8 protein-coding genes are annotated in these 12297 nt (G+C 43.5%); 4 read left to right on the top strand and 4 right to left on the bottom strand.

Translation table 11 applies throughout. The annotated features are described in order from the left end of the window. Window positions 1–129 precede the first annotated feature (129 nt). Both F824_RS0113535 and F824_RS25910 read right to left on the bottom strand, forming a co-directional pair. Entirely contained in the window at window positions 130–1287 is a 1158-nt protein-coding gene (locus F824_RS0113535) for a PQQ-dependent sugar dehydrogenase (RefSeq protein WP_019598446.1), read from the bottom strand. Between the two features lie 203 nt (window positions 1288–1490). After that, window positions 1491–2522, bottom strand: coding sequence for a hypothetical protein (locus F824_RS25910; protein ID WP_139189814.1), 1032 nt, complete (start codon window positions 2520–2522; stop codon window positions 1491–1493). A gap of 214 nt (window positions 2523–2736) precedes the next feature. Between F824_RS25910 and F824_RS0113525 the strand changes: the two genes are divergently transcribed. From F824_RS0113525 to F824_RS25905, 3 genes are all read left to right on the top strand, one after another. Then, the gene (locus tag F824_RS0113525; protein ID WP_019598444.1) at window positions 2737–3306 is read left to right on the top strand and encodes a Pycsar system effector family protein; all 570 of its coding nucleotides are present in this window, start codon (window positions 2737–2739) and stop codon (window positions 3304–3306) included. Between the two features lie 83 nt (window positions 3307–3389). Continuing rightward, window positions 3390–4418, top strand: coding sequence for a hypothetical protein (locus F824_RS0113520; RefSeq protein WP_019598443.1), 1029 nt, complete (start codon window positions 3390–3392; stop codon window positions 4416–4418). Between the two features lie 26 nt (window positions 4419–4444). Continuing rightward, window positions 4445–5899 carry a metallophosphoesterase gene (locus tag F824_RS25905; protein WP_019598442.1) on the top strand — a complete coding sequence of 485 codons (1455 nt, stop codon included), beginning with the start codon at window positions 4445–4447 and terminating at the stop codon, window positions 5897–5899. Between the two features lie 104 nt (window positions 5900–6003). Here the strand turns inward: F824_RS25905 and F824_RS0113510 are convergent, their stop codons facing one another. Both F824_RS0113510 and F824_RS0113505 read right to left on the bottom strand, forming a co-directional pair. Next, a complete protein-coding gene (locus tag F824_RS0113510) occupies window positions 6004–6645 on the bottom strand; it encodes a phosphoribosyltransferase (protein ID WP_019598440.1) in 642 nt (213 codons plus the stop codon). 187 nt (window positions 6646–6832) lie between these two features. After that, complete coding sequence (locus F824_RS0113505; RefSeq protein ID WP_019598439.1) at window positions 6833–7474, bottom strand: dienelactone hydrolase family protein; 642 nt, start codon at window positions 7472–7474, stop codon at window positions 6833–6835. Between the two features lie 910 nt (window positions 7475–8384). Between F824_RS0113505 and F824_RS25900 the strand changes: the two genes are divergently transcribed. Further along, window positions 8385–12296 carry an Ig-like domain-containing protein gene (locus F824_RS25900; RefSeq protein WP_019598437.1) on the top strand — a complete coding sequence of 1304 codons (3912 nt, stop codon included), beginning with the start codon at window positions 8385–8387 and terminating at the stop codon, window positions 12294–12296. Window position 12297 lies beyond the last annotated feature (1 nt).

The raw sequence follows: 12297 nt of genomic DNA, 5'->3' as shown, positions 1-12297 counted from the left end.
GTTGTTTAGTATTCTTGACTTCACCAAATCAGTACTATGCCTTCATCCCCAAATAGTCTGATTTTCTTGATTTTTCAAGCCCATTAGGAAATCTAATCCATATTTCGGGGTCAAAATCGATTGCCGGAATCAGTCCAAGATTTTGATTCTCAAAATCTTGTCATCTCCAGGTCGGGTCTTGGCCCTACCATCCGTATTGCTGGTACAGACATATAGGTAACCGTCAGGTCCAATGGTGATGTCCCTGAATCTTCCGTAAACCCCTTCCGAAAGCCCCGTCGAAAACCAGCGTTCCGTTTTTTTGACTTTGAAACCTTCTTCTTCAAAAATCACACGCATCAACGCCTGGCCTCCCAAAGAGGTCACGAAAAGATCCCCTTTATAGAAAACCATTCCGGCAGGAGGGAAGGCAGCATCGTTCCAACTCAAAATCGGGTCTTCATACTCCTCAATTCCCGGTGCACCCACCACCATTGGCCAACCGTAATTTTTTCCTTTCACAACCAAATTGATCTCATCCCTGAATTTGACTTCGTTTTCGACAGCTGCTCCCGAAGGTCCATGTTCTGAGTTGAACATCGTTTGCGTTTGAGGATCCCAGGCAAATCCCTGAACGACACGATGGCCATAGGAATAGATGGGCGAATTGGGAAAAGGATTGTCCTTGGGGATTTCTCCTTCGGGCGTCACCCGGAGGATTTTCGAAGCCAGTGATTCCAGATTCTGGGCAATAAAGGGTTGGCTCATATCACCCGTGCCGATATAGAGCATCTTGTCTGGACCAAAAGCGATCCTTCCTCCCAAATGGATGGCAAAAGCTGGGATATTGTCCAAAATGACCCGGTCGTCTTTAGCGGTGTTTCCTTCATGCTTGATCCGTATTACTTTGCTGGTCAATGCATTGTTTTCCCCAGCGTAAGTGTACATGAGGTAGATGAAGGGTTGGTTTTCAAAATCAGGATGCAATGCCATGCCCATAAGGCCGGCATCTCCGACAGCCATGATATCGCTGACCTCAAAAAATGATTCCTGTATGTGGCTTCCTTTGGGTACTCTCATAATCTCTCCTTTTCGCTGCGCAACCAATGCGTCTCCATTGGGAAGGAACAAAAGGCTCCAAGGGATATTGAAATTTTCAGCCCAAACCTCCACTTCAACGCCCTTGGGTTCGGGTACAAAAGTTTCTGGGAATTTCTGTGGCATCTCTCCCAAAATAGGACTTGCATTTTGTGCGACTGACAAGGAGGAAGCAAGGATAAATAGAAAAATGATCAGTTGGGTTTTCATAGGGGATAGGATTTGATTTAAATTTAAACAAAAATCAATGCTTTTTAAATGAATATAATTCAAACGGTATTTGACTGACTGATTTTGGAAGACCAGACTTTAAAGCAGGGACCAAAGCTTTTATACCTGGATTCAGAGCATTGATTTTATTCATTCAGGGTTCCGGTGCTTGAAAGAAAAAGAAAATAAAATACTTCATTCAATTAATTCCGAAGCCCTTTGATCACGACATGACCCGTGCCGTCTTCTTTGCAGGGGTATTGGAACTCCTGTTTGACCTTTTTAGGATTATTGATGATGGCATAAAATGCATCCAGGTATTTGAGCGTGGATTGGATATACTTCTGGTCAAGAAAGGCGCTTTTGGAATAAACTGCATAAATAGGCTCCTTGAGGGTATTGAAATGGGCTATTACCTTATCAAAATGCGCCATGTTGTCAATGCAAAACCCACGGTACCGTCTTTCCCGGACAGAACTCATTAATAATTCCGCTGCTGGTTTTGCATATGGAGCGCGGACAATTCCCGAATGGTCGAAATCATAGGGTACCGTTGAGGTCTTGGACATGGAATCTATTGCTATCAGTTTCACATTCTGTCGGTACTGGACGGACCAATCCGTGTTCCCGATCAAATAATTGAACACGGCCATGTTCAAGAAATCATCCAGTTGGGTTTGTTCGGGTCTGACCAAGGTTTTTTCCACCGCCACCATGCCGTTGCGTTCGGCCATCTGTTCCTCTTCTTCCAGTAAAATCCCATAAAATGGACCTTGCTCTTTTGGCTTTAATTTGGGGTCGTCCAAAACCACTTTGACCAGTTTGGCTTGGAAACTTTTTGGACTCATCAGGTTGTAAAGTTTGTAAACATGGTATTCTCGGATCAGGAAACTTTCTCCCTGACAGGGCATCACCAGTTTTAGACGGTCCTGTTGTGCGAAAATCGTTTTCTTTCTGTCTTCTTTTCGGAAATTCAAGAGCAATGGAGGATGGGAACAAATGCCTTTTGCCCTCCTGAAATTCCCTCGGGTTCTCAACCGGATAGGGATGGTAACAACACTGCTGTCCCCATCCGTGTAGCGCAAATTTCCAAAGCGATATTGCGGATCTCCTGACCGATCCCTTAACACTTCCGCCAAATCGCCTGACAAGGTGATTGTAAATACTTCCTCATTTTCAAATAAGCCACCCGTCTGGGCACTCGAAAATCCGGTAAGAAACAGCAGGAAAAACAAGGCCAAGCAGGTTGAGCACTTGTGACCAATACACCCTTTTCCCGAAAAGCAGTGAACAAAAGAAAAAATGGGAATTGATTTCATTTCCATTACATAGTGTTGAAATAAAGCAGTTTAAGTTATAAAAATATTTTGATATTTCTGAAAATCTGCTTCTTCATTTTATGTAATTCTTTGTTTAAAATAATTAACTTAGTTATATAAAAACCATAAAATGGAAATAGAACAAGAGGAAGAGCATAAAAAATCCGGGAGGGAGCGAGAAACGCTTTTTCGCGCAACTTACAGAAACCAAACCAATCTGAGACAGATCGTGGATAGCAAGGCAAACATGATCATCAGCATCAATACAGTGATCATTTCTTCTATCATCGCCATTTCAGGTTATGGAGTCGTGGCCGAAAAACTTGATTTTTACCAATATTCCATCATTATCCCTATGGTGGTGATCGTTCTTTCCTGTCTTACATCTGCCATTTTGGCGATTTTGGCGGCTCAGCCAAAGATCATCGAATCCCATTTCAAACCCAACCCTTCAGAAAAGACAAGCCTGCTGTTTTTTGGCGTGATTGCAGATTATACCCAACAGGAATATATCAACAAAATGGAAGAATTGTTGAATTCAAGGAAGGACATCTACGAGCACATGATCATCGATCTCTATAGCCAAGGGGTGATTTTAAAACAGAAATACAACCTGCTCGGCTACGCATATAAAGTGCTGATGATCGGATTTGCAACCGGCGTACTGGGCTTTGTGATCTTTATGGTCTTCTTCAGGTGAGCGAATGCTTCTTTTTAGGAAGGGTAAGAAATTTCCTTTCATCGGTTTCAAATAATTTGGCGTTCTCAATCAATGTCTAGAATATGAAAACCAAAGTGCTTGTCATTTTCCTGCTCGTTATTTTTTGCCATGTAGGTGTGGCTCAGGAAAGAATATTTGCACCACTTTTTGGAAGTGACTCGCTGCTGGAAATGAGCTTGTCTTATTCTTTCAAGGAGTTAAGGAAAAATACAAACGACTCTCTTTATCTCCCCACGATTCTCCATTATAAAACCAATAGAGGAAACTGGGATTCAATTGGAATCGAAATGCGCTCAAGGGGGAATTTCAGAATGAAAAACTGTTTTTTCTCTCCTGCCAGAATCAAAATAAGCAAAAAGGAGAGCAAGGGGACGCTATTTGAAGGATCCAAATCCCTCAAACTTGTGCTTCCCTGTCACGCCAACAAAACTGGCAATGATCTGGCCTTGAAGGAATATCTCTGCTACAAACTTTATGAACCCATTTCCAATTATTATTTCAAAACAAGGTTGATTGACCTGAACCTGACGGATCTCGATGGAAGGCAGGTCAAATCTTACACAGTCAAGGCTTTTTTTATCGAGGACAATGACCAGGTAGCCAGACGCTTTGGTGGGAGAATCATGAAAGGCAAAAACATCAACCCCTATTCCTTGCAGGATACGGCGGCTGTAAGACATGATTTTTTTCAATTTATGATTGCCAACACGGATTGGTCCAGTTTGGTACAACACAATTTGCAGGTGATGCAATTGCCTCCGAGGATTTATATCCCATTGCCCTATGATTTTGACATGGCTGGGCTTGTCAATGCCCCTTATGCTCAAGTCAGTGAAAAGCTGGAAATTGACAATGTACGGGAAAGGCTTTACAGAGGATTTTGCAGAAATGAAGGATTGCTGCAGTATGTCAGAGCAGAGTATCTTGAACGCGAACCGCAAATTTGGGAGGCTTTCAAGCACATCGAAAAGGACATCCACAAAAACGAATTGCAGGCAATGCGGAAATTTATCGAAGAATTTTTTTCCATACTCAAAAATGACAGGAAATTCAAAGACATCATCCTTTACAAATGCCGAACGCACACCTAAAATTCAGGATTTAAAACCAAATACAAATGGTCAAGACAAAAGTCATCCCGCTCCTCCAAAGGATTTTTTTTCACTCCTTGTTCTTGCTTTCGATACAGTCCGGTTTTGCGCAGCAAATCCTGGTGCCTCCCTACATCCAGCCAGGAAATGCACCAAATTTTTTCAGTGAACAAAAGGTAGTCATCTGGCAGACCGACAGTCTGCGGGGAAACTTCAGGTTGGAATGGGGAGAAGGACTTTCTGCCATTTCCGTGAAAAAGTTTAAGTCCGTCAAACTGTCTGCAACTAAACTTAACTTGAACAATGCATCGAGTTTCCTTTATCGGGGGAATATCAAAGGTTTGAAATTTGACAGAACCTATGTGTATCGGGTGACCCAAGATCAAAAAACAATAGCCGAACATGTCTTCCAAAGCCGAACCAAAAAGCCAAAGACACGCTTTGCAGTATTCGGGGACAATGGGGCAGGCACAAGCGAACAAGCCGCCATAGCCCATCAGATTTATCTCCAAAAACCAATGTTTGCGCTTTTGACTGGAGACATGGCCTATTCCTATGGCAGGGAATTGGAGTATCGCCACCGGTTTTTCCCCTATTATTTGGCGCAGGAGGCTTCACCGGTATTGGGAGCCCCTTTGATGGGAAGCATTCCTTTTTACATGTTTTTGGGCAACCACGATATCTACAGTGCCGATTTCACCAAATATCCAGATGGATTGGCATATTTCTATTACAGTGATTTGCCCTTGAATGCACCGATTCCAAAGATGACGGTCACACCCGAAGGTCCTCAGGATTTGATTGATGCCTTTGTGAAAAACACAGCGCCCCGTTTTCCGAGAATTTCCAACTACTCCTTCCAATACGGGAATGTGCACATCGTTTGTCTGGATGCCAATTACTACGTCAACCCTCTGGATCCTGCATTGATGGAGTGGCTGGCGAACGATTTGCGCAGCAGCAAAGCAGATTGGAAAATCGTGGCTTATCACCATCCAGCTTTCAATTCCAGTCTCCAGCACCACCAATATCAGGTGATGAGATTGGCCGCCCCTATATTTGAATCTTTGGGCGTTGACCTCGTATTTAATGGACATGTGCACAATTACCAGCGGACTATTCCCTTGAAGTTCAATCCAAAAATCAATGAGGAAGGGACCCGATTTGTCGTGTCGGAAGAGGGGAGTGTCGATGGAGAATTTACCTTGGATCTCAATTTTGATGGTGTCAACGTCACCAAACCGGAAGGTATCATTCACATCGTCACGGGTGCCGGAGGGGCGGCCCTGTATGATCCCGAAATCAGTGAGAACCCTGATTTATGGACAAAAGGAACGCCGGAAAACTGGGCTCCTTTTACCGTAAAGCTGGTTTCGGATCGGCATTCCTTTACCATGGTGGAAACGGATGGAAAAACACTGATTTTGAGACAATTGGATGGCAACGGAAATGTGTTTGATGAAATCAAAATCACCAAATGATCGTTTTTTTTTATATGTACGATTGCCGACAGAAAAGTAGGCTCATGCAAGGCCAATTTGACAATCATTTGCGAAAAAAATGGACGACAGTTTTCATGGAAAGTTCATGAAGTTGGATTTTCCCGCATTTCCTTTAGCAGCGCGATGACTTCATCATCACTCACCTGACCGAAATCCGCATAAAATTGTCCCACACCATAAAAATCATCAGGAGTGTGGAGGCATATCAGTTCATCCACCATTTCGCGAACTTCTCGGGCAGTACGGGGAGGAGCGACAGGCACGGCCACGATCAATTCTTTCGGGTTCTCTTTTCGGATGGATTCGATTGTGGATTTCATGGTGTGGCCGGTGGCAATGCCATCATCTACCACGATCACGATTTTGTTTTTGAGGGAAGCAGGCTTTCGGTTTCCCATAAAAAATTCAAATCTTTTTTTCAGTTCTTTGGAAAGTCGATCGATCTCATTTTTGATGTAGCTTTTGTCAACATCAGCAATTGAATCATCCACTAGAACAGTGTCCATGGTGACAGAGCCAATCGCATATTCGGGATTTAAGGGATGCCCGATTTTCTTCGAAAGAATGATTTCCAGAGGAAATCCAAGGTTTTTGGCCACGATGGCAGCCATTGGTACGCCTCCTCTGGGGATTGCCAAGACAATTCCATCCTTTCCGCGGTATTTTATCAATTGATCAGCCAGCAATAGGGCTGCCTCGTTTCGGTTTCTGAAAAGTATGCTCATTTTGATAAGATTAAAGTTTAACCCGTGTCATGCATTTCCAATTTTATTCCGGTCTTAGATGTCATAATAATCATTCAGTTATCCATAATTTTTGACTTTGCCCTATCGGTACACTGCCCTATTCTCCAAATAGTCTGATTTTCTTGCAATTTCAATCCCATTTGAGAATCTATTGCATATTTTGGGCTTACACCAAATAGGTTTTGAACCAAACTGCCGCATAGGTAGCCACCTGTTCCAGTGTCCCAGGTTCTTCAAAGAGATGGGTGGCACCTTCCACAATTTTCAATTTTTTGGTACAAGTCATGAATTCGTAAGCGGTTTTGTTCAACTGGATCACCTCCAAATCCAAACCTCCCACGATCAATAGGGTCGGGGCTTTTACTTCTGAAATTTCAGGTGTTGCCATATCGGGTCTGCCTCCCCTGGAAACCACCGCATGGATCAAATCGGGTAATTTTGCAGCGGCTTTCAGGGCAGAGGCCGCACCCGTACTCGCTCCGAAATACCCCATTTTCAGATCAGAAAAACGCGTGTCAGCAGCGATCATTTCGGTCACCTGAACCAAACGGGAGGTAAGCATTTCGATATTGAATCGGTTGGAATACATTTCATCTTCTTCCTCGGTCAATAGGTCAAACAGAAATGAACCAATTTGCACGTTGTGAAGCTCTTTGGCCACAAAATTATTTCTGGGACTGAATCGACTGCTACCACTTCCATGGGAAAAAAGCACCAAGGAACTCGCCTTTTCGGGGAGAATCATTTCCCCGGACAATTGCACCTGGTCGATCCGAAGGTTGAGCGTTTCGTGAAAGCGTGTTTTCATGTTGATGTACTTTTAGGGAAGCTCATCTGACCAATGAAATTTTTCTCATCCCAAGGGTTGGTATTTGGTTGGAAAGCTAAAAAACCGTTTTGCTTATTTTTGAAACAATTGCATAATTTACATAATTAATTTAATTTTTACTTTATAAAAAAATCATATTTTGAATTTTTATCAAGTTAAAATTTTGGTCGCTTGATCGTTTTGGATTTAATCCGAAATATGGATTAGATTTCTAGGAGAGGCAGTAACTCTTAAAAAATCAACGTATTAGGGCAATATGGTCTATTGCTGATATGGTGAAATGAAAAATAGTTTACAACCAATTGATTATGAAGCATTTTTTGGCTTGAATTGGCAATGCATAAAACGGGTTTGAAATTCTTTGGTGTGGTATTGACAATCAGGTTTTCATTCCTGCATTTCGTTGGTCATACCCAAAGACTTCTTTTTACAATTTAATTTTTGGAGGAATGGATATTGTTGTAGCTGGTGAAGTTTTGAACGTTGAATTTTCATTGGGTTGGGTTGCTTCCTTATATGGATTAATTTCGGCAGTCAATTTTTTATAAAAAAGTTTATAAAAAAGGTTAAATCTTTGACAATCAATATTTTGTGAATTTTTAATCCATCTTAAATAATATTTTGTAAATCTGTGATTTATGGAAGATTATTTTGTTTTAGTGTAATTTTTTCCTTTGAAAACCTGCTCACCTTTATGTCACAATACGCTGGAAATAGGCCATTTTCAATCACCCAGACAAATTTCGCTACGAGTTGCAGTTATGGATTCACAAAATCCGTTTTGCCGTATTTGTGTGATTTGTTATCATTTTGATTGGTTCCACTTCAGCGCGTATTCCACGGACAAAAAATCAAGAAATCACCCAGTTTAATTTGAATCACAAATATTATGAAAAAAGAAAGTACCAAAAACCGAATATGGCTGACCGCATTGGCAGCTGTATCCTTAGGCGCCTTGTTTGGTAGCTGTAAGGATGAATTTGATGAGGTTTTGGGGATTTGCCCGGAGGTTGAATCCACAAATCCTGTTACCGATGCCATCGGAGTCCAATTGACCAAAACGATCACTGTTACCTTCAATGAGGCCATGGATCCGGCAAGTATTGTTCCTGGCGCATTTAGTTTGAGAGTGATCAATACTTCGGGTGGAATCGCCGAAGAAATTTCAGGTGAATTGACTTTCCAAGCGGAGACCAATAGCATGAATTTTAAACCTTCCGCAAATCTTTCACCAAACACGACTTACACAGGTAGGGTAGAACCCATCGTCAAAGATGTGATGGGGAATGCTTTGCAAACCGCCTATGTTTGGACTTTCACCACGGGTGTATCGCCGACTGTGATTGCTACCGACCCAGCTAATTTGGCAACGGGAGTTGCACTTGATAAAACAATCACCGCCACATTCAGCATGAAAATGGATTCATTGTCCATTTCAGCAGCTTCATTTACCTTGATGGCAGGGACCACCCCAGTTTCAGGTGCAATCAGCTATGCGGGCAATACGGCCAGCTTCAAACCTGCCAATGATCTTTTGCCAGGTACTACTTACAAAGGAACCATCTCCACCGAAGTTAAAAACAAAGATGGAATCCCAATGGCAACAACTTACAATTGGACTTTCAATACTGGAACGGCTCCAACCGTTATCGCCATTGACCCGAAAGACTTGGCCATCAGTGTACCTGCCAACAAAGCCATCAAAGTCACTTTCAGTGAACTGATGAATGCGGCAACGATCAATGCTTCTGCCTTTACAGTTAAAATTGGTTCGGTAGCAGTTGCCGGAACTGTCACTTATTCGGATTCCAGTGCGGTTTTCACGCCGATCATCAGCCTGTTGTCGAATACAACCTATTCGGTGACAATCTCCAAATTGGTAAAGAATCCTGCGGGCATTCCAATGGCAAATGATTTTGCATCGACATTTACCACCGGAAATTTTGCAATCCCAAAAGTTGCTTCCACGGATCCAGCCAACAATGCGACCGGTGTGGCCATCAACAAAGTGATCAAAACCACTTTCTCTGAAGCGATGAATCCAGCCACTATCTCTGGGTCGACTTTCACGGTCAAGCAAGGCACCACAAATGTTCCCGGAACAGTGACTTACAGTGGAACGACGGCAACTTTTACGCCGACCAATCCACTTTCTTCCAATTTGGTGTATACGGGTACCATTACCACTGGAGCCAAAAACACTGCAGGAACAGCCATGGCCAACAATTTTGTCTGGACCTTCACCACTGCTGCAATTGTTGCCCCAACGGTATCTTCTACAGACCCAGGAAATAACGCGACCAGTGTAGCACTCAACAAAGCAGTGAAAGCCACTTTCTCTGAAGCGATGAATCCAGCCACAATCTCTGGCGCAACATTCACGATCAAACAAGGCACTACAAATGTTGCTGGAACAGTGACTTATAGTGGTTCCACGGCCACTTTCACGCCGACCAATCCATTCTCTCCTAGTTTGGTTTACACTGGTACCATCACCACCGATGCTAAAAATGCAGCTGGAACAGGCCTTGCAAATAATTTTGTTTGGTCATTCACGACTGCGGCTTTGAACGTGCCAACGGTGAACTCAACCGACCCAGCCAATAACGCCACGGGTGTAGCCATGAACAAGGCAATCAAGGCTGTTTTCAATGAAGCCATGAATCCGGCTACAATCACGGGAAGTACCTTCACATTGAAACAAGGAAATACGGCTGTGGCTGGAACGGTCACTTATGCGGGCACCACTGCGACCTTTACGCCGACCAATCCGCTTTCTCCTAATTTGGTTTACACAGGTACCATTACCACTGGAGCAAAAAATGGAGCAGGAACTGCAATTGCCAGCAATTATGTATGGTCTTTCACCACAGTGGCAAGTATTGCTCCTATGGTTGTTTCCATTGATCCTGCCAACAATGCCACGGGTGTCCCAATCAATAAATTGATCAAGGCAACTTTCAGCGAGGCAATGAATCCAGCTACCATTACCGGAACAACCTTTACAGTGAAACAAGGTGGAAACGCGGTTTCAGGAATAGTTTCTTACAATGGAACAACAGCGACCTTTACACCAAACAATCCACTTGCATCGAACCTAGTCTACACGGTCACCATTACCATTGGTGCAAAAAATGTGGACGGCACTCCTTTGGCAAGCAATTTTGTTTCAACATTTACCACTTCGGCCAATGTGTCTCCGACTGTGGTTTCTACCGATCCGGCAAACAATGCAACCAACGTGGCGCTCAACAAGGTGGTTAAAGCCACTTTTAGCGAAGCCATGAATCCAGCGACGATCACAGGGGCAACTTTCACGGTGAAACAAGGTCAAACGGCGGTTGCCGGAACTGTTACCTATAGCGGAACAACAGCTTCCTTTACACCTACCAATCCATTCTCTGGTGGTCTTGTCTACACGGGAACCATTACAACCGAAGCCAAGAATGCAGCGGGTACAGGTTTGGCAAACAATTTTGTTTGGACCTTTACGACAGCAGCCAATGTGGCTCCGACTGTGGTTTCTACCGATCCGGCAAACAATGCAACCAACGTGGCGCTCAACAAGGTGGTTAATGCCACTTTCAGCGAAGCCATGAATCCAGCGACGATTACCGGAGCAACATTCACATTGAAACAAGGTCAAACAGCAATAGCAGGAAATGTTTCCTACAATGGAACAACGGCATCCTTTACGCCAAACGTTCCGCTTTTGCCCAATTTGGTTTATACTGGAACGATCACCACTGAAGCCAAAAATTCAGCGGGTACAGGTCTGGCAAACAATTATGTTTGGACTTTCACCACTGTAGCGCCTATTGTACCAACGGTGCTATCGACGGACCCCATGAACAATGCTACTAATGTGGCGCGTAATAAGGTCGTTAGAGCGACATTTAGTATTCCAATGGATGCTTCATCGATCAATGGAAACACCTTTAAGCTTCAATTGAATGGTGCAAATGTTGCTGGAATGGTTTCCTACAGTGGAACAACCGCTTCATTTACACCAACTAGCTTACTTTCAGCAAATCAAGTGTACACAGCGACCATCACCACTGGAGCACAAAGTGTAGCAGGTTCAAATTTGGTCAATGATTATGTTTGGAGTTTCAGAATTGAAAACCCGACATCTGCCTATTTTGTGGATCTTAAGACCGCTGGTAGATTTGGGATTTTTGCAGCAACGGGAATCAGCAACAATGCAGGATTCAGTGAAATCCGAAACTTGGATGTGGGGATTTCTCCAGGCGCTCGTTCTTCGGTAACAGGATTTCCTCCTGCGATCGTGGTGAATGGTGCCATATATGCTTCGGACGATGCTTCGCCAGCTGGTGTTGCGGCCATGCTGATACAGGCCAAATCGGATTTGTTACAGGCTTATTTGTTTGCTGAAGGAGCATCATCCCCAGCACCTGCGACGATGGCCGGAGACCAAGGTGGCAAAACCCTTGCCCCAGGGATATACAAATCCAATTCCACGCTTTTGATTCAAGCAGGCGATTTGACACTTGATGCCCAGGGTGATCCCAATGCAGTTTGGATTTTCCAAATCGCTTCAGGTTTCACCACTGTTGGCGGATCGGGTGGAAACGTCATTTTGACCGGAGGCGCCCAAGCCAAAAACATTTTCTGGCAAGTGGGAAGCTCTGCGACGATTGGTGACAATACCAATTTCAAAGGGAATGTTTTGGCCTTCACTTCCATCACCATGAATTCAGGTGCAAAAATTACAGGAAGAATGTTGGTCCTCAATGGAGCAGTGGTCATGACCAATACAAACATCATTGAAAAACCTTAAT

This window comes from Rhodonellum psychrophilum GCM71 = DSM 17998 (assembly GCF_000381545.1).
Lineage (GTDB): Bacteria > Bacteroidota > Bacteroidia > Cytophagales > Cyclobacteriaceae > Rhodonellum > Rhodonellum psychrophilum.
The sequence above is the reverse complement of the archived record's forward strand: the minus strand, read 5'-3'. Positions and strand labels throughout refer to the sequence as shown.

Excerpts from the sequence above, each read along its gene's own strand:
- F824_RS25900 (WP_019598437.1), top strand. The coding sequence starts at position 8,385 with ATGAAAAAAGAAAGTACCAAAAACCGAATATGGCTGACCGCATTGGCA.
- F824_RS0113535 (WP_019598446.1), bottom strand. The coding sequence starts at position 1,287 with ATGAAAACCCAACTGATCATTTTTCTATTTATCCTTGCTTCCTCCTTG.
- F824_RS0113510 (WP_019598440.1), bottom strand. The coding sequence starts at position 6,645 with ATGAGCATACTTTTCAGAAACCGAAACGAGGCAGCCCTATTGCTGGCT.
- F824_RS0113525 (WP_019598444.1), top strand. The coding sequence starts at position 2,737 with ATGGAAATAGAACAAGAGGAAGAGCATAAAAAATCCGGGAGGGAGCGA.
- F824_RS0113520 (WP_019598443.1), top strand. The coding sequence starts at position 3,390 with ATGAAAACCAAAGTGCTTGTCATTTTCCTGCTCGTTATTTTTTGCCAT.
- F824_RS0113505 (WP_019598439.1), bottom strand. The coding sequence starts at position 7,474 with ATGAAAACACGCTTTCACGAAACGCTCAACCTTCGGATCGACCAGGTG.
- F824_RS25905 (WP_019598442.1), top strand. The coding sequence starts at position 4,445 with ATGGTCAAGACAAAAGTCATCCCGCTCCTCCAAAGGATTTTTTTTCAC.